This is a genomic window from Flavobacterium sp. 270 (genome assembly GCF_004368785.1).
Taxonomy (GTDB): domain Bacteria; phylum Bacteroidota; class Bacteroidia; order Flavobacteriales; family Flavobacteriaceae; genus Flavobacterium.
In genome coordinates, this window is sequence record NZ_SODM01000004.1 from 143,953 (window position 1) to 165,844 (window position 21,892).

The window sequence follows — 21,892 nt, forward strand, 5'->3', positions numbered from 1 at the left end:
AAAATACTATATAAATGCTTAATAAAATTTCGACAAAGCAAAAATCTTAAAATAAATTGATTTTTTTATTTCACAGAAAATAGACGTTAAGGATTTAATTATATTGGAGTTGTGCAATCATTAGCATTAAATTGTATAACATAATTTTTTAATAGTACACTACTTTAGCATAAACCATAAAGCTGATAGATGTGCAGAACAATTTAATTTTTCTACAAGACATTTTACTACATACTCCCGTGCCCACTGCAGTTTATTATACTGACGATTTAGTAATTTCATTTGCTAATCCCGCCATGCGTAATTTATGGAATATGGATGAGCAGGTGATAGGCGAAAAATTCGCAGATATCATTGTTGACTTTGAGAAAGATTTGATTAGCGAAAAAATTCTAGGGGTAATAAAAACTGGAATACCTTTTCTAGCCAGTGACAGAAAACTTGACATCCTTATAAATGGAATATGGAAACCCATTTTTTATAATTATAACTTCACTCCTCTTCGCAATGAAAAGGGAATTATTTATGGCGTGGTACAAACCTGCACAGAAGTAACTAAATTACATGAAGCAACAAATCAAATAGTAAATTCAGATGAAATGCTAAGCATGGCAATCGACGCCTGTGGTATGGGAACATATGAAATCGACGTTATAACAAACAGAATCAAAATTTCTGCTAATTTTAAAAAGCTCTTGTCCATCGAATCTGAAATTACCGTAGATGCAGTGCTGGCAAAACTACATCCAGACGATCAGCAGCTTCAAAAAAAAGCTCATAAAGATGCGCTGGAAAACGGAATAGTCTGCTACGAAGCCAGAATTCTACAGAAAAACAACTCCGAAAAATGGATTAAGATTTTTGGAAAAATCATAAAAAATGAGAAGGGTGATCCTTCAACAATCTTAGGAATTGTGCAGGATATACAGGAACAAAAAGAATTTGAAGTAGAACTGAAAAGAAAAATCGAAGAAAGCACTTTGGAACTTCGACGATCTAATGATGACCTATTGCATTTTGCCAATGTGGTAAGCCATGATCTTCAGGAACCAGTGAGGAAAATTAAAATCTTCAGCGACTTCTTAAAAAATGAGATTGCAGACCAGCTGCCTGATCGCTCCCTTATGCACCTAAACAAAATTGCCCACTCTGCAAATCGTATGCAGTGCATTATTGAAGGACTCCTTGCCTATTCAACTATAGACAAAAGCACCCAGCCTGTTGAAAAGATTTTCCTAAACGATCTATTGGAGAATATCAAAACAGACCTGGAACTTTTAATCAAAGAAAAAGGTGCCATTCTAATCATAAAGGATCTTCCTGAAATCGAGGGAGCACCAATTCTTATTCAGCAGCTTTTTTACAACCTTATCCAAAATGCATTAAAATTCACAAAAGCCGATCTGCCTCCGAGACTTATTATAACCTCCGCTATAAAAAATATTGATTCGATTGAATCTATTGAAATTTCAGTTAAAGATAATGGCATAGGACTAGATCCGATCTATGCTGAAAAAATATTTGCCGCTTTTGAAAGACTTCATTCCAAGGATGAATACGAGGGAAATGGGATTGGACTGGCTCTTTGCAGAAAGATTATCGATAGACACAATGGAACTATTATGGCTAAAGGAGAAAAAGAAAATGGAGCTGAATTTATAGTTACACTTCCCCTTAAACAAAATAGTAAAAATATCTAGAAAATACGAGTAGTCCGCAATTTCCTTATCTGCCATTGCTGTTTTTTATAAAGTTACTTCAGAAAGCGTAAATCTTAAAAGTAAAAAAGTATTTTCCTGTAAGAACTACGCCCTTTTAACTTTATTCTTGATCTATAATTTTCTAATTAACATTTTCTAAATTGTTCTCAATTAAAGTTCAATTGCAAATAATGAAATTTTATTTATAAATCTTTTATGCTTTCATTTTAACTTGAATCTTCCGCGCAGGATAATTACAAGTCCATTCTTAATTATTTTGAGATAGAATACAAGCAAATTGAAAATACAAAATAGTAACTTTAAAACCTTGCACCATCTTGAATTAAAAATTGCCAAAAATTACCAAAAAAGCAGTTTTTATTATTAAAGTACATTAAATATAAATAAAAAACAAAATAACAATAAAAACCTAACAGTCAGGTTTTTATTGTTATTTTGACGTGTTTTATTAGCGTGGCAGAATCGCGGCACTTTCACTTTTAAAAAATAAAAATGCAGGAAATATGCAGGTTTCAAGCCTTAGGTTCGAATCGGATGTACCAACAACCCATTTGATATATTATCATTAATTGAATGACCCAAAACAATAGTAATTTAATTTAGAGTTAATTAAACTGGCTGCAGTTGAGAGCTTCTATCCCAAAGACAGTATTTATATATTACTTTAGTAATTAAAACAATCTAATCATGGCAGTAAAGCGAAAAATCTACGACCGAAATTTTAAATTGGAGGCTGTTTTACTTAGTTATAAAAAAGACAATATCGCAGATATTGAAAAACAGTTTGCAATTACTCCTTCTCTTCTGAACAGGTGGAGACAGGAATATCAAAAATTCGGAACAGGAAGTTTTCCCGGTCTTAATAAATTAAAAATACCTGCAGGACAGGAAGAAATATATCACCTTGAGAAACAGCTTAAAAATTCAGAACTAAACTTTGAAATACTGAAAAAAGGCACTAAATGCCTTTTAGCTGGAAAAATTATGAGTTACGAATTCATACAAAAAAATGAAAAAATGTATACCGTCAGAAGGATGTGCAGCGTGCTGGGCATCTCGGAAAGCAGTTATCGGAGATGGAAAAGACATCCTGTAACTGAAGCTAAGAAACGTAAAGAGCTTATTAAAGAAAAAATATCTTATTTATTTTTTAAATCCAAAAAACGTTTTGGACCAGTAAGAATAGCGGCAGAAATGCATAAGCACGGATTGCCGATATCAAGCAAGCTGACAGCATATTATATGAAACAATCAGGACTGCGAAAAAAAATCAAAAGAATGTATAAAATTACTACCGATTCGAAACACAATTTATATACCGCTCCGAATATTTTAAACCAGCAGTTTACAGTGAACAGTCCTTCAGTAGTATGGGTATCAGACATAACTTACATAGCCTTAAATAAAAGATTCTTATATCTGACTATTATTATGGACCTCTTTGACAGAAAAATTATCGGCTGGAACTTGAGCACAAGACTCACGGCTGCAGAAACATCTCTTGCCGCATGGGAAATGGCAGTCAGCAGACGCATCATTTCCAGCAGGCTTTTATTTCACTCTGACAGAGGTGTTCAATATGCCTGCAAAGCTTTTACCAGTAAATTAGACTCCTACGAATGCGTGACAAGGAGTATGAGCAGAAAAGGAAATTCATATGACAATGCCGTTTCTGAGAGCTTTTTCAGCTCTATAAAAAGGGAGCTCATCTATCCCGGTAAACTTCTTACAAAGGTGCAGATGAAAGCTGAAATATATGAATATATAGAAAACTGGTACAATAAAAAAAGGAGACACTCTGCTTTGGGGTATAAAACTATTGAAGAATTCAATTGTATGTGCGGTCTGATTTAAGCTCACTTGCCTCCTGCTGAAGTTTCAATGCCTATATTCAGACCATAGCGCCAATATGTCGACAGTAAAAGTAAAATTAAGCCCTCTGCGTTAAAAATATAATTTTCAATTTAATAATATAATATGAAAGCTGAAAGAGAAAAACATGATATATCAATTAAGGAAAAGGCAGTTCTGCTGAGTTATCAAACCAGTAGTATCTCCCAAGTTGAAAAGAAATTTAATATCTGCACCAATGTGCTGTACAGCTGGCGTGCCCAGTATAAAAAATCCGGCACTGCAGGATTCACATGTACGGGCGGTGAGGTACTGGATGCTAAAACCATAAAAATAAATGAACTCGAAAAAAAAATAAAAGAATCTAATTTAAAATTAGCCATTTTAAAAGACGGCATTAGTATTCTCGGACAGGATAAAAAAATGATTTTTCATTTTATAGAGCGCCATGAAAAAAATTATCCCGTCACAAAAATATGCATGATTTTAGGCATAAATGCCAGTACCTACTATTTATGGAAAAAACAAACTCTCACCGAAGCGAAAAGAAAGAAAAAATTAATGCAGGAAGAAATAAATGATGTATTTCTTTCCTCTAAACAACGTTACGGATGCCCAAGAATCACAATTGAGCTTAAAAAACGCGGTTATAAAATTTCAAGCGCAACAGTAGCGCGATATATGAGAGAATTAGGAATTCATATTAAAACCACAAAATATTAATACGGAATCCCTGCTCTGTAATAAGAAAAGACATGCGATCATGCACAAAAAACAAAGAAAATGAAGACTTAAAAGGACCTAGTGTTCCCATTTTATTGGAGGATAATCTACCATAATAACAATACAGCATCGTAAGATTAATCACTTAAAAAACCTTAAAAAACGTTAAATTTATTATCTTTGATAAGCAGTTCAGGCATCTTCCTGTGAAAAGTCTGAATCAATATAAAAACTTAAACCGGCTCAGATGGACACCAAAAATAAAATAGTACTGCTGGCTGATGATGATGAAGATGACAGAGCGCTTTTTGAGCAGGCGCTGTCTGCCGCAGATCCCAGTATACTGTTTTTTTACTCCGAAGACGGCTGTCAGGCTTTAGAGCGGCTAGGAACCCGGGGTTTCAGTCCTGATGTGGTTTTTATGGATATCAACATGCCTGTAATGAACGGCATAGAGTGCCTGAAAAAGATAAAGGAATCAAAAGAGTATAATAAAATTCCCGTGGTAATGTACAGCACCTGCGGCCTCTCTCAGACAAAAGACGAATGTCTGGCTCTGGGCGCGGCCGCCTTTGTGCAGAAACCCTCAAGTATCAGCAGCATAACCGATGAGATTAAAAACGTATTTGCCGGTCTTCCATAAAAAAATGCTCCTCCGGACAGCAGCTGTATAAACCGTAGCCCTGAAAAATACAGCACACAAGCACCTTAAACATTTAAATTTAACCTGATGGCAGGAAATTACCAGTTTTACGATGCCGCATTCAAGGAAACAGCCGTGCTTCAGAGTTATCACGCCCAGAGTATCTCGCAGCTCAGCAGAATGCTTGATATAAGACCTTCATTATTATACCGCTGGCGAGAGAAATATGAGAAATTCGGCACAGGCTGTTTCTGCGGTAAAGGTAAAAACAGGATGCATCCGATTTCTGGAATACAGCAGGAAACCCCAAAAAAATGCATCAGATCAAAACGACGCTTTTTCGACAGTACTTTTAAAGAGCAGGCAGTGCAGCTGAGTTATAAACCCGGCACATTCACGTCAATTGAAAAAGAACACACCATTACCCCGGGTCTGTTGGCACGCTGGCGCAGGGAATATGAAAAATTCGGAGCAGGAAGCTTCAAAGGATCTGGAATTACCCGGATCAGCCCCGAGGAGCTGGCCGTATATAAACTTGAAAAGCACTGCCGCGAATCCGAACTGCAGTATGAAATACTAAAAAAAGCGGCTCCCTTTCTTATAAAAGAAAAACCTGCAGTATATCTGTTTATTAAAAAACATGAAAACAGCTATCCTCTCTATAAAATGTGCGGGGTTTTAGGAGTAAGTGAAAGCACCTACCGGCTCTGGAGAGAACATCCTGTTTCAGAAAAAAAACAGCACATCGCACAGCTCAAAGAAAAAATAAAGACCATTTTTTTTGAATATAATAAACAGTACGGCGGCACCAGACTATCAGAGGAACTAAAAAAAAGAGGCACCCATATTTCCCGCACCCAGGTTTCCCTTTACATGAAAGAAATGCGCCTGCGCCCAAAGGCAAAAAGAAAATACAAAGCCACCACAGACTCTAAACACAATAACTATACTTCGCCTAATGTCTTAAACCAGAATTTTACAGCATCAGGACATTCTCAGATCTGGGTTTCAGACATCACCTACATCCAGACCAGCAGACGTTTTTTATACCTTACCATAATTATGGATCTCTACGACCGTAAAATAGTCGGCTGGAATCTTTCCAGCACTCTGTCCGCAGAGCGCACCTCTCTGGCAGCGTGGACGATGGCAGAGAAGAGAAGGCAAATAAAAAAAGGTCTGGTATTTCATTCCGACCGGGGCGTACAGTATGCCTGCCGTTCTTTCACTTCTAAATTAGATTCTTATAACTGCGTCACCAGAAGCATGAGCCGAAGAGGAAATCATTTTGACAACGCCGCTGCAGAGAGTTTTTTCAACACCATTAAACGCGAACTTATATACCATTATAATCTCCTTCCTAAAAAACAGCTTAAAGAACTCGTTGGAGAGTACATAGAAAACTGGTACAATAAAAACCGAATACATTCTTCCCTGCGGTATAAGACCATAGAGGAATTTAATGCAGGAGCCAGTATATAAATCCAGCTTCTCCGTACAGACTGTTCCGTATTTAAAAAATTATAACGAAAATCAGCGGCAATGAAAAGAAACCTAAAAGTTTACCCGCGCAGTTTCAAACAAGAGGCCGTCCGGCTCAGTTATCAAAGAGGCTGTATCGAACAGGTGGAAAAAGAGCTGGGCATTACACCCTCCCTGCTGAACCGCTGGCGACAGGATTATGAAAAATTCGGCGCCGGCAGTTTCTGCGGTTCCGGTTATTTAAAAATGAACCCTGAACAGCAGAAAATTCATAACCTTAAAAAAAGAATCAAAAAGGCGGAACTTCAGTCTGAGATCTTAAAAAAAGCCGTACCGTTTCTCAAACTCGGAAATCCTGCCGTGATGGCATTTATAGAGAATCACAAAGAGAAGTACAGCCTGAAAATGATCTGCAGCGTTTTAGGCATTTCACCGCATACTTACAGGAAATGGAAAAATGATTTTATTTCAGAAACACAGCAGAAGAGAAATAAAGTTAAACAAGAAATAACCAAGCTGTTTTATAAGGCCGAGAAACGCTACGGCTGTGCAAGGATTACCGTGGAACTTCATAAGCTGGGGTATCAGATAACAAGTACAACAACTGGACGGTATATGAGAGAGCTGGGGCTTTACGTTTCAGTTAAAAGAGAATCTTGATCGTTCCACATTAAAATACTAAACTGAAACATCGAAGAAATAGTAAAGAATTTTCAGCATCAATAGTCTGGCTCCAGCGTACTAATCTGCCCTTATATCACAGTAAGCTCTTTCTAAAATATGTTAATTCAAAATCAACAGATTATTACTTATCGTGTATAAATTATAAAACAGAATTATTGCATTTATCATAAAAGAATATTTTGGAGTGGATAACTTTTTACAACTAAAAATTAAGACGTTTTATTTGATATCCAAAAACTTAATTTTCATAATATTGAAGATTAAAAAATCAATTTTACATTTTTAAATCTTATATTTACAACATATAAAATAGCGTACAAAAAACCAAAAAAGTTGCTTAGCGATCAATAACTTAAAAGAAAAATCAATAATTTTACTTTCATGGCAGAATCGTGGCACTCTAGTTTTTAAAAATTGAAAATGCAGTATAAGCAGGCTTTCCCAAGCTAAGGTTCGAATCCTGCTCTGATTTCTACACACAACAATTTTAAAAGCATTCTATAAAAACGTCTCACTTACGAAATGAGACGTTTTTACTTTACAAAATTCTACTCTAGCGAAATTCTGTTTGCCGCATCCCTCTTTTTCTGGTCAATCACTCTTGCATATACCTGTGTAGTCTTTACATTCCTATGGCCCAGCATCTTTGAAACCGTAAAAATATCAGTTCCTGCTGTAATTTGAAGTGTTGCATAAGTATGTCTGAAACAGTGAAAAGTAATATGTTTACTGATTCCAGATAATGCCACCCAAAGAGGAACAGTCTTGTCTACATCGCATTTTCTCAATCCTTTAAACACCAGCTCCTTTTCACCCTTTTTCTTTCCTAAAAGCTCAAAAGCCTCCTCAGAAATCGGCATTGACTCCACTCCGTCCGTTTTTTTCTGCCTGAAAAATATATAGTAACCATCATTTTCGATATACTGGATCTCGGACCAGGTCAGCTTCTTAATATCAACATAACGAATACCGGTAAGAACAGAAAACATTGAAATCTTGCGAACCAGAAGATTAGGACAAGGTGTAGCAAACAAGCGCTTTGTTTCTTCCAAAGTCATAAAATTGCGCTGGGATTCCATTTCTTTAATACAGCTTATTTTGGAATTGATATCAGTTTTCAATTTATCTTCTCTGTAAGCCCTTTTAAGAGTCGTTTTGATTTTATTGTAGTAAGAAAGTGCCGTATTGCGCGACAGTTTTTTCTGGGTATTTCTAAGACTTCTGGCTTTTAAAAGATAATCCCTGAAGTCTTCAATTAAAGTTACCGTCACGTCTTGAAATAATAAGTCTTTTCCATTCAAAAATCCCTCAAAATGGGAGATGGCGCAATTCCAGATAGACAAATTGTTTCCTTCTTTTTTCTTTCCTAGTTTCTTATAATACTGTAGGAATGATTCTCTTCCAACTGCCTGAATTTTCAACTGCTCTTTCTCAAATCCTGAATAAACTTCCATTTTATTTATTTCATTCTGTCTTCTGGCCCGAATCAGTTCCGCTGTGTGCATATTCTCCATATTAGCCATTTTCTGATACTGGTCAGCAGGTTTTGAATACACATAAAGCTTTAAAAATTCACGTCTTGTAAAACAGTTTGAGTCTTCATCCCACAGCGGCGGATAAAAATCTAAATACAAAGACATTCTACCTTGAGATATAGCCTTTTTTCTAAGCGTTGCGATACTTTTACTCATGATCAATGCTTTTTAAATAAATATCTAAATCCTTTCTCTGCACATAAGTAAATTTTCCAGAAGTAAATTTACGTATGCTGTGTTTCTTGATTAAAAAATACAAGCCAGTCTGACTTATTCCATAAAATGCCTGTGCCTGAGTTATGGTACAGCATTCATTAAGGTCTATAATCTGAGGTTCCTGAGCCGGCTTTACATCCACCGGCTCATTTATTACAAAAAGAGCTTCTATACTTTTTGTACTTACAAACTTCCTTCTGCCAAGCTTCACTGTTTCTACGTCATTTCTTGTAATCATTCTGTATAATGTCCTTCTGCTTATACCAAAAAATTGTACACAATTGTTTATACTTAAATAATCCCGTTTTTTAACAGCTTCAAAATCCAGTAATCTAATACCTTCAGTTTCCTTATTACTGACATCAACTATGTTGTGCCTGGTAATTAATTTGTAGTTCTTACTACTGCATTTTAGGGAGCAGAACTTGGTTTTGGTTGTTTTTGCCGTAAATTCTTGGCTGCAGAACTGGCAGATTCTTGTAATTCGAATGTTTGAACTCATAATTTTTTACTTTTTTAGTTATGTGCCCTACATTATCCATTAAATACTGTCCTGATGTGTCATAATGTGCCATAAGATGCCAAAATGTGCCAAAACCTGCCCTTATCATTATTTTTTCATTCTATCTCGAATTTCGAGGTACAAATAAGGTACAAATTTGAGCAAAAAAACACCAAATATTCCAAAATACAATTCAATAAAAAAAGAGCTAAAATGTTAATTACCAACATTCTAACTCTTTTTGTTATTTTTGTTTTGTGATTCTTTGCGCCTTCTATTTGCCAATACAGAAATTAGCAAATATATTCCCCAACAATTCATCATTAGTAACCTGACCTGTGATAAGACCAAATTGATACAAAGCTTCGCGGATATCGAGTGCCATTAAGTCACTTGAAAGATTAGTTTCGATACCATATTTTACTTTTTGTATTTCATCTAAAGCTTTTAGTAACGAATCATAATGCCTTGTGTTCGTTACAATTGTTTCGTTATTGCGAAGTGCACCAGTATTTACAAACGATAACAATTCATTCTTTAAATCATCAACACCAATTTTTTGTTTAGCCGAAATTAAAAGCAATTTTGCATTTAAATTTTCAAGCTGATTGGTGATATTTAAAACTTCATCAGCAGATAAAATATCTTTTTTATTAACTACAATTAATAAAGGTTTTAGCGGGTATTTATTTTTGATCTGCTCAATTTCAGAAACAAATTCAGAACTTGAAACCTGAAACTTTAAACCATCAAACAAATAAATAACTACCTGCGCCTGATCTATTTTTTCGAATGTTTTTTTGATTCCGATGCTTTCGACAACATCTTTAGTTTCACGGATTCCGGCAGTATCAATAAAACGGAAACCAATTCCGCCTATTACCAATTCGTCTTCAATTGTATCACGCGTTGTTCCTGCAATATCAGAAACTATGGCTCTTTCTTCATTTAATAAAGCATTCAACAAAGTCGATTTCCCAACGTTTGGTTCTCCGACAATCGCAACAGGAATTCCGTTTTTGATAACGTTTCCAACTGCAAACGAATCAATTAAACGTTTTAAGACAAACTCAATTCTATTCAATAATTCGTTAAACTGAGATCGGTCTGCAAACTCAACGTCTTCTTCTGCAAAATCCAATTCTAACTCAATTAAAGAAGCAAAATTCAATAACTCTTCGCGCAGTTTTGCAATTTCATTACTAAAACCACCTCGCATTTGCTGCATAGCAATTTGGTGTGAAGCTTCGTTATCCGAAGAAATTAAATCGGCAACAGCTTCTGCCTGCGATAAATCCAGTTTTCCGTTTAAGAATGCTCTTAGCGTAAATTCTCCCGCATCTGCCATACGACACCCTTTTCGCAGCAATAACTGAATAATTTGCTGCTGAATATAAGTAGAACCGTGACACGAAATTTCGATCGTATCTTCGCCTGTATAAGAGTTTGGTCCTTTAAACAAAGAAACCAAAACTTCGTCAAGTGTTTTAGAACCGTCTATAACGTGTCCTAAATGCAATGTATGCGTTTTTTGCTGGGTTAAATCTTTGCCTTTTATAGACTTAAAAACCGAATTACCGATAGTAATGGCTTCAGGTCCGGAAATTCGAATGATGGCAATTGCTCCCGCTCCAGACGGAGTGGCTAATGCAACTATAGAATCTTGATTTATCATCTTGCAAAGGTATAAAAAAAGCCCCAAAGTTTAGAATCAGTAACACTTTAGAAAATACCTTCTTAATACCTGATTTACTAGTCAATTAACATATTTTTGTGTGTTAAATAACTGATAATTATCAGGTGCTTTCTTCTTTAGAATGATTAAATTTGAGAGAACAACCTTAATCATCAGTAAAATGAAAAAGATATTATTCCCAACCGATTTCTCTGAGGCTGCTACAAATGCCTTTGTTCATGCTTTAGAATTTGCTAAAGTTGTTAATGCAGAACTTATTTTGCTTCACACATTTGAGATACCTGTTTACGATAGTCAGTTTTTTCCAGAAAATTACGCGTCAATTTACAGTTCTATAGAATTGGCACAGTTTGAGATGTTTAAAGACGAAATTCCGAAGTTAAAAACGATTGCTATCGAAAGAAATTTAGAAGACATTGTCATCAAACACCGACTGATGGATGGCGATTTACTATATAATTTAAAAAATGCCGTGGAAGAAGATCATATTGATTTTGTAATTATGGGTACAACGGGTGTTTCTGACTGGACAAAATTCTTTACGGGTTCTAATACCAATTCTGTAATTTCTGGTGTAGAAGTTCCTGTTTTATGCGTTCCAATTTCAGCTAAATACAAAAAAATTAAAACCATTGGCTTTACAACACGTTATCGAGATAAAGACAAAAAGGAATTGAAAAAAGTGCTTAAAATCGCCAAAAAAACCAATGCAAAAGTTAAAAGTTTATATGTAAAAACTTCACATTCTGATGTTTCTGACACCACTATTAAAGAATGGGAAAAAGAATTTGCTGCAGAAAATATAGATTTCCTAGTCCTGCCGAGCGACGAAGTTAAAGAAACCATTCTTGATTTTGTACTTTACAAAGACATTGATATTCTGACGACTATTACGCACAAACGCTCTTTCTTTGAAAGTATTTTTGATTCTAGTTTTTCTCAAAAAATATCAAAACAAGTAGAAATACCAGTTTTAGTAATGCATGAAGATTAAAATCTATTTCTTTTGATCGATTATTTTCTCCTGTAAAAACTATATTTGTATCTCATCAAATCAATACAATGAAAGTATATCAGGAAAAGACAGTAAAATATTCAGAACAATATAATAAAATCAACAAACGATACAACAGCATCAGTCTTTTACGTCTATTAAGTGTTTTTTTATTTTTGTTTTTTATGTATAATTACATTAAAACAGATGAAACCTTAAACGTAATTTCTGCTTTTCTGTCCTTTGTTGGTTTTATTTTTTTAATGCGAATCCATTCACGATTGTCTTTTCAAAAGTTAATGACAAATTCGCTTTTAAAAATCAATAACAATGAAATCTCTTATCTTAAAAGAGAAAAAATCCCTTTTGAAAACGGTATCGAATTCAACGATTTTCATCATCCTTATGCCTACGATTTAGATATATTTGGAGAACATTCTTTATTTCAAAACCTCAACAGAACGGCTACTTTTATAGGAAAAAAAACATTAGCCAATCAGCTTTTAATTACCAATTCTAATGTCGAAATTCTAGAAAATCAGGAAGCAGTAAACGAACTTAAAAGCAAAATAAACTGGAGACAGGAATTTTTGGCTCTTGCTATGATAAGCAACGATTCTAAAGATTCTTACAATTCTATAATACATTGGAATTCATTCAAGAATAACACATTACCTAAAGCTTTAGTTATACTTTCAATTGCTCTTCCAACGTTGTTTTTTGGTGTTTTGGCAGCTTATTTTATAACCTCAAAAACGATATTACTTTCTTATTTAACGTATATTTTTATTGCCAATATGATTGTATTAGGAAAGGCAGTAAAAAGAATACAATCAGAAATTGCACAGGCAGACAACGTTGATAAAATCATCAAACAATACAGCCTTCTGGTTCAAAAGATTGAAATCGAAAAATTTGAATCCAAAAAACTAATTGATCTACAAAAAGAACTTATTTCAAAAAATACTACAGCTAGCTTACATTTAAAACAATTATCGGAATTGTTTTCGCGAATGGATACCATTAGTAATTTATTTACAGCAACATTATTCAACGGAACATTTTTATTTAATGTACACGTTTTAAAGGCTTTATTAAAATGGAAAGAAAGTCATTCGCAGGATCTTGAAAAATGGATTTCGATTATTGGTGAATTTGAAGCTTTGAGCAGTCTTGCTAATTTGGCTTATAATAATCCCGAATTTGTTTTTCCAGAAATCAATTCTGAATACAAAATTGGTTTTTCAAATCTGGGTCATCCCTTGTTAAATCCTGCAACCAGAGTTGGAAATGATACTCATTTTTATCCTGAATCTTTCATGATTTTAACGGGCTCTAATATGTCTGGAAAAAGTACTTTTTTAAGAAGCTTGGGTGTAAATATGGTATTAGGTGGAATTGGTTCAGTTGTTTGTGCATCAAAAGCTAACATTCACCCATTGCAAGTATTAGTTTCAATGCGATTGTCCGATTCTTTGTCGGATAGTGAGTCTTACTTTTTTGCCGAAATCAAGCGTTTGAAGCAAATTATGAATGCGCTCGAAGAACAACCGGCTTTTGTTTTATTGGATGAAATTTTAAGAGGAACAAACTCTGATGATAAACGTAACGGAACAATTGAAGTGGTAAAAAAAATCATCGCTAAAAAAGCAATTGGCGCCATTGCCACTCACGATATTGAAGTTTGTTTAACAACGAATGAATATCCTGAAATTTTAACGAATCAATGTTTTGAAGTCGAAATTCAGAATAATGAATTGCATTTTGATTATAAGCTTCGTAACGGAATCTGTAAAAACAAAAGTGCAACTTTTTTAATGCAAAAAATGGGGGTTATTTAATTTTAGAGTTTAGAATGTAGATTTTAGATTAATGAATAACGATTATTGATTTGAGATTAATGAATTGGAATTTGGAATTTAAAGAAATTGGAGTTTAAATTATTATTTATGGAAAACAAGAGATTAAAATATTTACAAAGTTTTATTGGTAAACACTTCAATAACAGCCCTTCGCCTTTTGCAAATTGGCTCAACGGAAAAGTAATTATTGTTGAAGAAACAGGAGTTGAATTTCAGTTTGAAATTAGAAAAGACATGACAAACCCCGTTGGAATACTTCACGGAGGTGTTACCGCCGGAATGATCGACGATTGTATGGGTGTAAATTTTATGGTTTTGGGTTTAGAGAAATTCTATCCAACAATCAATCTTTATATCGATTATTTTAATCCAGCTTACGAGGGACAAACTGTTCTTGTAAAAACCAAAATAGAAAAATTAGGTAAAACAATAATCAATATCAAGGCAGAAGTTTTTAATGAAAGTACTTCAAAAAAAGTTGCTCAAGCAACTGCCAATCTTGCTGTAAGTGAAATTAAAATACCTGATTAAGTTTTTTTTAGTCCTTAGTTTTTTAGTCGTTAGTACTTAGCTAAAAAACTAAGCGCTTTGGACTAAAAAACTAAGGACTAAAGAAACTAATCCTCATACATCTCCATCCAAAGACGGGTTTCTTCAAGGTCAAGTTCTTTTTCTATTTTACGAAAGATTTCTTCGTTTACAGAACCCGATTTATGCATTTTTTCCAATTTTGTGCGTTCAACATTTAAGAGGTCTATTTGCAGTTTGGTAAAATCATTAAAGATTTCTCCGCCAATCACTTTTCCTTTTCCGAAAAAATTGGCAGGAAGTTCGGTCTTTTGCAAACGGTTAAATTTTACTTCGTATTTGCTTTTAATGTTGTGCAGTAAATCATCATTCAACAGCGAAAAATTATCTTCGATATGAGCTATGGTTTCAGAAACAATTATATTTCTAATTCCGTATTCTTCTGCAATTATCGAATAAGGTTCGACTTTCATTTTTCGAATAATCCACGGCAGTGTAAGTCCCTGAATCACTAAGGTTGAAAGTATAACACAGAAAACTAAATAAATAATTAAATCCCTAAGCGGAAATGGTTCATTTTGGTGAATGGTGAGCGGCAAAGCCAATGCAGCAGCCATTGATACAACACCACGCATTCCTGACCAGCCAAAAATGATTAAATTTCTATAATCGAACGATTCTTTTTCTCTAATTTTTGAACTCATAAATCGCGGAATCATTGTCGCGGGAACGATCCATAAAAAACGAACCAAAATAACCACAATGCTAACTACAGCGCCCCAGATAAAAAGTGACATTCCCGAATAATTACTAATTCCGTCAATAATCTGGCGCAATTGAAGACCAATTAATATAAAAATTAACCCGTTTAAAATATTAGTCAGCACATCCCAGATTGTTCCGGTCATCATACGACTTTCATAATTAAAAATAGTTCCCGATCGTGCTGATAGAAATAATCCTGTAGTTACAACTGCCAGAACACCAGAACCTTCAAAATGTTCTGCAATAAGATAAGAAGTAAACGGCGTAAGTAATGTAAGTGTTACATCGATTATATCATCAGAAACAAATTTTTTATGAATAAAACTCATTACAATTCCAACAACAAGACCAATCGCAATGCCTATTAAAGACATTAAAACAAAATTTAATCCTGCTTGCCATAAAATAAAATTTCCTGCGGTAATTGCGGTAAGTGCATATTTGTACGCTACAAGTCCACTTGCATCATTTACCAAGCTTTCGCCTTCTAAAATTGCAATTAATCTTGGATGTAACCCTAATCCTTTTGTAATTGATGCGGCCGATACAGCATCTGGCGGTGAAACAATAGCACCCAGTAAAAATGCTAACGGCCAGGAGATATCATCTATAAGTTCATGCACCACAACGGCAACCGCAAATGTGGTAAAAAACACCAAACCAACCGCAGCAAGGGTAATTTGTCTGATAGATCCTTTAAAATCCGACCAGCTGGTATACCACGCAGAATGATACAAAAGCGGCGGTAAAAAAACAATAAAAACAATCTCCGGACTCAAAGCAATTACTGGAAGTCCCGGAACAATACTAATAATAACACCGCAAAGCACTAAGGCAATTGGAATTGGAAAATTATATCTTTTGCTAATAAGACTTAAAAATGCTACGCCAAAAAGCAGCATTATAATTACCGTAACATTTTCCATGTGGCGTTTATTTATTGTTTTGGGTTTGAAGTGCTAAATTACTATTTTATGGTAATTTTCATTTCAACGGCAGAACAAATTCCATAAAAAAAACCGAATCTTTTCGGATTCGGTTTTGTATTTATTTAAGATTCACAACTACTGCAAGAAACCAAACTCGTAACCAGTTCCTTAGAAACACTTTGGCTTCGTTGGTAATACAAACTCTTGATTCCTAACTGCCAAGCTTCGATCAAAAGACGGTTTACTTCTTTAATAGCCAGATCTGCCGGAATATTAAGATTGATACTCTGCCCCTGATCTACATATTTTTGTCTGATAGAAGCTTGTTGAATAATCTCTAACTGACTGATTTCTTTGAAGGTTTTAAAAACGTCTTTTTCTTCTTGAGAAAGTTCACTCATATGCTGCACGCTTCCGCCATTTAGCATAATTCCCCTCCAAACTTCTTCATTATCCAAACCTTTTTTCTCTAATAAAGTTTTCAGGTATTTGTTTTTACGCATAAAATTACCTTTGCTCAATCCCGCTTTGTAGTAATTACTGCTAAAAGGTTCAATTCCTGGTGAAGTCTGTCCTAAAATTGCCGAAGATGATGTTGTTGGCGCAATTGCCATTGTCGTTGTATTACGTCTTCCATAACCTTTTAAAAGTTCTGGTTCTCCGTAAATTCTAGCTAAATCCTGCGTTGCTTTGTCGGCTTTATCGCTAATGTGTTTGAAAATTTCTGTAGTTTTCATTTTAGCTTCTAATCCTTCAAACGGAATCATATTTTTTTGAAGATAAGAATGCCATCCTAAAACGCCAAGTCCTAACGCACGGTGTCTTTTCGCAAATTTATTGGCTGCAGACAGATAATAATTTCCTTCTGTTTTTTCTATAAATTCCTGCAATACAGCATCAAGGAAAAAGATCGCTAATTTTACTGCTTCGGTATCTTTCCATTCTTCGTATAATTCAAGATTCATCGAAGAAAGACAGCAGATAAATGATTCGTCACTTGTTGACGGAAGCATGATTTCGCTGCACAAATTACTCGCGTTGATACGAAGATTTTGATCTTTATATACCTGAGGTTTATTTTTGTTTACGTTGTCACTAAAGAAAATATAAGGAAGCCCTTTTTGCTGACGACTTTCTAATACTTTTGCCCAAACTTGTCTTTTCTCTGCATCTCCGTCAATCATTTCCTGCATCCAATAATCTGGCACACAAATTCCTGTAAACAAGTTCTGAATTGGATTTCCGATACTTTTAATTTTCAAAAATTCTTCGATATCCGGGTGATCTACATCTAAATACGCTGCAAACGCGCCACGACGTACGCCGCCTTGCGAAATCGTATCCATAGCCGTATCAAAAAGTTTCATAAAACTTACGGCACCGCTGCTTTTTCCGTTATCAGTTACAGCGCTTCCTCTTTCGCGAAGCTCACCAAAATAACCAGAAGTTCCACCGCCAATTTTGGTCTGCATGATCACTTCTCCAAGTTTATGCGTAATCCCTTCAATTTTATCTGGAACGTGTACATTAAAACAAGAAATCGGCAGTCCGCGTTCTGTACCCATATTGGCCCAAACTGGCGAACTAATACTCATCCAGCCTCTTTCTATCATTTCTACAAAAGATTCTTTCAATTCTGGTTTGTACAGTCTTTTCGCAGCAGCGGTACAAATTCTATCAATTGCACCTTCTACAGTTTCGCCTTTCAGCAAATAACCGCGATTAAGAATTTGTTCACTTTCAGAGTTTTTCCACCACATTTTTGTGTCAGGCTGTCCTGGCGCAATGCTGTTTTCTTGATTTGTATCGTTTGTATTCATAAGTTCTTTGTGCTTGTATTAAAAAAGGTCGTTGGCTGTTATGCTTTTATCATGTTTGGTATATTCTACCGGACGTTTTGCAAAGAAATCGTCTAAACTGTTAGCAAAAACTTCTTCTTCAAACCAAGCCATTGCTTTGTATTCGTCTGGCGAAACATTAAAAATCGTTTCTATATTAATTTGTTTTAAACTTTCATCAATTCTAAATTTCATGAAGTTTACTAAATCTGCTTTTTTGATGCTTTCTATTTCTCCATCTTCAAAAATCCAGTCTAAAATATCCGCTTCAACACCTATCGAATCTTTTACGATATTTCTAATTAATTCTAAAGTTTCGGCATCAAAATAATCTGGAAATTCTTCGCGGATTTTATTGATAATGAAAATTCCACCGTTGGCGTGAATTTGCTCATCAATAGAAGTCCAGGCAATAATATTGCTCACATTTTTCATGTAGCCTTTAAATCTTGTAAAAGATAACAAGATTGCAAACTGACTGAATAATGATACATTTTCTATAAGAATACTGAACAATATTAAAGAAACTACATATTTTTTATTGTCCTGAGATTTGGTATCTTTTAAAACATTTGAAAGATAATCTACACGTTTGCGCACTACCGGAATATCCAATAATTTTTCGAATTCGTCATTATATCCCAACACTTCCAAAAGACGAGAATAAGCTTCAGAATGTCTAAACTCACATTCTGCAAAAGTAGTTCCCAAACCGTTGAATTCAGGTTTTGGAAAATGCTCGTAAATATTTCCCCAAAAGCTTTTTACGGCAACTTCTATTTGGGCAATTGCCAGTAAACTATTTTTGATTGCTGTTTTTTCAGCAGGATTAAGATGAGCGTGAAAATCTTGTGTATCAGCTGTAAAATCAACTTCTGTATGAACCCAATAAGCCTTGTTTATGGCTTCCGTAAATTGTAAAACCTCTGGATATTCAAATGGTTTATAATTAATTCTTTTATCGAAAATTGACATATATATAGTGTTTAAAGATGACTTAATTAAGAATAGAAAAGATTTTATTTACGGGGGCGTTGTAAATGATGTTTTTCTATAAATACAAAATTAAGTCTCAGTTCTTCTTTTACCATAGTTTTGTTGTTAAAAATCCATCCAATTATCAACAGTAAATAATGCCTGAAAATTGACCCGAAAATATTTTTTATCAACAGCAAGTTTGGTTGTCGTAATTCTCAATCTACTAGCTCATTCTATAAATTGAATGTGGAGTTATCAACAAGAAAAATCATGGCTTTTTTATCTCTTCGTGGAAACAGTTATTAACATCGCTTTCTTAATTTTTGACTTTTTATTGCGCAATTATATTCTCAAAAAAGCGCTTTATTTATAATTATTCTAATTAGTAATAATTTATAACAAGCAAGCCAAAGTTATTATATCCTTTTATAAGTAACTAAAAAGCAATATTTTACAGAAACACCAAAGCTTCTTTAAAGAAGCAGAGTTTAAAAAACGGAGTTTAAGCTTCTTTAAAATGCTTAAATTCCTGAAAAAATAGAGCAACTGTAAAAGGAAAACTAAAAAGGTCGCAAAAAGGAAATTGTTATCATTTTAAAATCACTTTTGAGCATCATTTCCAACCTTAAAAATTAACTTGAAAGTCTTAAAACTGCTTAAACAAATCTTAAAATTAGAGATTCTAACTAAAATCTTTTTTTTAAGCAGAAATTAAGATTGATTTAATGATTTTAATATTTACATTTGTCTTATTTTTATTTATTCTAAATAGATCGGTTTGCATCTCCTATTTCATAATAAAATTAACCTTGACAAATTCAATAAAACAATAAATACCATACTCATGAAAAAGAATGTTTTTCTTTCTTTTGCATTAGCCGCTACTTTATTTGTTAGTGCCCAGCAAAAAAACACTTTATTAGAAGCATCATTTTGGAAAGCTTCGCCGGATGTAAATACGGTTAAAGCAGAAATAGCCAAAGGAAATGATCCTGCGCAACCCAATCAAAATGCTTTTGATCCGGTTGTTTTGGCAATTAATAATGAAGCACCAATTGCGACTATCAAATTTCTTTTGGAACAACCTGGAAATCCAGTTGGGAAAATGACGCATGACAATCGTATTTATCTGCATTGGGCTGCTTATAAAGGAAATGCAGAATTGGTTGAATATCTTATTGCCAAAGGTTCTGATATTAACTTAGAAGACAGCCACGCAACAACGCCAATCACTTTTGCTGCCAGTAATGGAGTAATCAATACCGCATTATACGATGTATTCTTTAAAGCAGGAATTGATCCGAAGAAAAAAAATAAAGACGGAGCAAGTTTATTGCTTCTTTCTGCTTCGGCTGATAAGGATTTGAAACTTGCTGATTATTTTGCAACAAAAGGAATGTCTCTAAAAGATGTTGATAATGATGGAAATACAGCTTTTAATTATGCTGCCAGATCTGGAAATGTTACTTTATTAAAAAAGCTGGCAGAAAAAGGAATTAAATATAATGACAATGCTATTCTTATTGCGGCACAAGGAAGCCGTAGAGAAACTGCTCCGCTTGAAGCTTATAAATATTTGATTGATGAATTAAAATTAAAACCAGCTTATACAAATAAATCTGGCGAAAATGTATTGCATATTTTAGCAGGAAAACCGAACCAAACTGAAATTATCAAATATTTACTTTCTAAAGGTGTTGATGCTAATAAGGTTTCTAAAGAAGGAACTACACCAATCATGATTGCTGCTGCTGCAAAAGAAACAGCTGTTTTAGAGCAATTACTTCCGACAGTAAAAAATATTAATCTTCAGAATCTTAAAGGAGAATCGGCTTTGACATTTGCTGTAAAATCAGGAACTCCAGAAGCTGTAACGCTTCTTTTATCTAAAGGTGCAGATATTAATGTAAAAGATAAAGACGGGAACAATCTTGGTGTTTATTTAGTACAATCGTATCGTCCGCAAGCTCGTGGTGAAGCCGCTCCGGCACAAGATCCTTTTGAGGCAAAAGCAAAATTACTTCAGGATAAAGGTTTAAATCTTGCTGCTCCTCAAAAAGACGGAAATACTTTATATCTGGTTGCTATGCCTAAAAATGATTTAGGTTTATTAAAAAAATTAGCTTCTTTAAATATTGATGTAAATGCTAAAAACAAAGATGGTTTAACGGCATTGCATAAAGCGGCAATGATTTCTAAAGACGATGCTATCTTAAAATACCTTGTTTCTATTGGCGCTAAAAAAGAACTTAAAACAGATTTTGACGAAACGGTTTATGCTCTTGCAAAAGAAAACGAAACGCTGACAAAAAATAATGTCTCTCTTGAATTTTTAAAATAAAACAATAATTTAAAATCCGATAGCTTAAATTCCAAATTCCAAACCCTATATTTGGAATTTGGAATTTGAAAATTGGAACTTCAAATATCAAATTAAATACAAATAATTTCAAATGAAATCAATATTAAAAATCGCTCTTACAGGCGCACTTATCTGCCTTATTTCTTTTCAGGCTTCTGCACAAGCAAGCAAATACAAATGCATGCTTCAAATGTCAAATTATATGGGAGAAGGCGCATATATAGTAGTTTCTTTAGTAAATGCTAAAGGAGAATATGAAAAAACATTATATGTAATGGGCGACGATAAAAAATGGTATACTTCTCTAAAAGAATGGCATAAATTTCATTCTAAAAAACCTTCTGACGATATCAGCGCAAAAACCGGAGCTTCGGTAACTGGTGGTGACAGAAGTATTACTACTATCGAAATTGACGATTCTAAAATCAATTCGGGATACAAATTAAGATTTGAAAGCGCTGTAGAAGATCAAAAATACTATGTAACCGATTTAGAAATTCCACTTACAAACGAAGGATTAGCTGATAAAACCGACGGAAAAGGCTATATTCGTTACGTTAGATTAAACAAAATATAATAGGAT

Annotated in this window: 17 protein-coding genes; 11 read left to right on the forward strand and 6 right to left on the reverse strand. The window is 34.2% G+C overall.

What is annotated here, in order from left to right; translation table 11 throughout:
- Nucleotides 1-191 precede the first annotated feature (191 nt).
- The 6 genes from EV144_RS15515 (at nt 192) to EV144_RS15540 (ending at nt 7,080) form a co-directional block, all read left to right on the forward strand.
- Nucleotides 192-1,700 (forward strand): ATP-binding protein, encoded by a 1,509-nt coding sequence (locus EV144_RS15515; protein WP_243854682.1) that lies wholly within the window; start codon nt 192-194, stop codon nt 1,698-1,700.
- Nucleotides 1,701-2,408: 708 nt separating this feature from the next.
- Entirely contained in the window at nt 2,409-3,575 is a 1,167-nt protein-coding gene (locus EV144_RS15520) for an IS3 family transposase (protein WP_134150083.1), read from the forward strand.
- A gap of 123 nt (nt 3,576-3,698) precedes the next feature.
- Nucleotides 3,699-4,295 (forward strand): IS3 family transposase, encoded by a 597-nt coding sequence (locus EV144_RS15525; protein WP_134150084.1) that lies wholly within the window; start codon nt 3,699-3,701, stop codon nt 4,293-4,295.
- Nucleotides 4,296-4,542: 247 nt separating this feature from the next.
- Nucleotides 4,543-4,938 (forward strand): response regulator, encoded by a 396-nt coding sequence (locus EV144_RS15530; protein WP_134150085.1) that lies wholly within the window; start codon nt 4,543-4,545, stop codon nt 4,936-4,938.
- Between the two features lie 87 nt (nt 4,939-5,025).
- A complete protein-coding gene (locus tag EV144_RS15535; protein ID WP_134150086.1) occupies nt 5,026-6,420 on the forward strand; it encodes an IS3 family transposase in 1,395 nt (464 codons plus the stop codon).
- Between the two features lie 60 nt (nt 6,421-6,480).
- Entirely contained in the window at nt 6,481-7,080 is a 600-nt protein-coding gene (locus tag EV144_RS15540; RefSeq protein ID WP_134150087.1) for a transposase, read from the forward strand.
- A gap of 572 nt (nt 7,081-7,652) precedes the next feature.
- On the opposite strand, the gene EV144_RS15545 is transcribed toward EV144_RS15540, so the two are convergent.
- The 3 genes from EV144_RS15545 to mnmE all read right to left on the reverse strand — a co-directional run bounded on the left by EV144_RS15545 (nt 7,653) and on the right by mnmE (nt 11,032).
- The gene (locus tag EV144_RS15545; protein WP_134150088.1) at nt 7,653-8,795 is read right to left on the reverse strand and encodes a tyrosine-type recombinase/integrase; all 1,143 of its coding nucleotides are present in this window, start codon (nt 8,793-8,795) and stop codon (nt 7,653-7,655) included.
- On the reverse strand, nt 8,788-9,357 hold the full coding sequence (locus EV144_RS15550) for a helix-turn-helix domain-containing protein (RefSeq protein ID WP_134150089.1): 570 nt from the start codon (nt 9,355-9,357) through the stop codon (nt 8,788-8,790). Before EV144_RS15550 ends, EV144_RS15545 begins: the two co-directional genes overlap by 8 nt.
- Nucleotides 9,358-9,631: 274 nt before the next feature.
- Entirely contained in the window at nt 9,632-11,032 is a 1,401-nt protein-coding gene (mnmE, locus tag EV144_RS15555; protein ID WP_134150090.1) for a tRNA uridine-5-carboxymethylaminomethyl(34) synthesis GTPase MnmE, read from the reverse strand.
- Nucleotides 11,033-11,213: 181 nt separating this feature from the next.
- Between mnmE and EV144_RS15560 the strand changes: the two genes are divergently transcribed.
- From EV144_RS15560 to EV144_RS15570, 3 genes are all read left to right on the forward strand, one after another.
- Nucleotides 11,214-12,047, forward strand: coding sequence for a universal stress protein (locus EV144_RS15560; protein ID WP_134150091.1), 834 nt, complete (start codon nt 11,214-11,216; stop codon nt 12,045-12,047).
- A gap of 68 nt (nt 12,048-12,115) precedes the next feature.
- Nucleotides 12,116-13,888 carry a MutS-related protein gene (locus EV144_RS15565; protein ID WP_134150092.1) on the forward strand — a complete coding sequence of 591 codons (1,773 nt, stop codon included), beginning with the start codon at nt 12,116-12,118 and terminating at the stop codon, nt 13,886-13,888.
- Nucleotides 13,889-13,996: 108 nt separating this feature from the next.
- Nucleotides 13,997-14,440 carry a PaaI family thioesterase gene (locus EV144_RS15570; RefSeq protein WP_134150093.1) on the forward strand — a complete coding sequence of 148 codons (444 nt, stop codon included), beginning with the start codon at nt 13,997-13,999 and terminating at the stop codon, nt 14,438-14,440.
- Between the two features lie 86 nt (nt 14,441-14,526).
- Here EV144_RS15570 and EV144_RS15575 read toward each other — a convergent pair whose 3' ends face one another.
- The 3 genes from EV144_RS15575 to EV144_RS15585 all read right to left on the reverse strand — a co-directional run bounded on the left by EV144_RS15575 (nt 14,527) and on the right by EV144_RS15585 (nt 18,944).
- Nucleotides 14,527-16,128 carry a Na+/H+ antiporter gene (locus tag EV144_RS15575; protein WP_134150094.1) on the reverse strand — a complete coding sequence of 534 codons (1,602 nt, stop codon included), beginning with the start codon at nt 16,126-16,128 and terminating at the stop codon, nt 14,527-14,529.
- 125 nt (nt 16,129-16,253) lie between these two features.
- Nucleotides 16,254-17,951, reverse strand: coding sequence for a ribonucleoside-diphosphate reductase subunit alpha (locus EV144_RS15580; RefSeq protein ID WP_134150095.1), 1,698 nt, complete (start codon nt 17,949-17,951; stop codon nt 16,254-16,256).
- 18 nt (nt 17,952-17,969) lie between these two features.
- Entirely contained in the window at nt 17,970-18,944 is a 975-nt protein-coding gene (locus tag EV144_RS15585; RefSeq protein WP_134150096.1) for a ribonucleotide-diphosphate reductase subunit beta, read from the reverse strand.
- An 847-nt stretch (nt 18,945-19,791) separates the two neighbouring features.
- Here EV144_RS15585 and EV144_RS15590 point away from each other — a divergent pair.
- Together EV144_RS15590 and EV144_RS15595 are read left to right on the forward strand one after the other, a co-directional pair.
- A complete protein-coding gene (locus EV144_RS15590; protein WP_134150097.1) occupies nt 19,792-21,288 on the forward strand; it encodes an ankyrin repeat domain-containing protein in 1,497 nt (498 codons plus the stop codon).
- 112 nt (nt 21,289-21,400) lie between these two features.
- On the forward strand, nt 21,401-21,886 hold the full coding sequence (locus EV144_RS15595; protein ID WP_134150098.1) for a DUF2271 domain-containing protein: 486 nt from the start codon (nt 21,401-21,403) through the stop codon (nt 21,884-21,886).
- Nucleotides 21,887-21,892 lie beyond the last annotated feature (6 nt).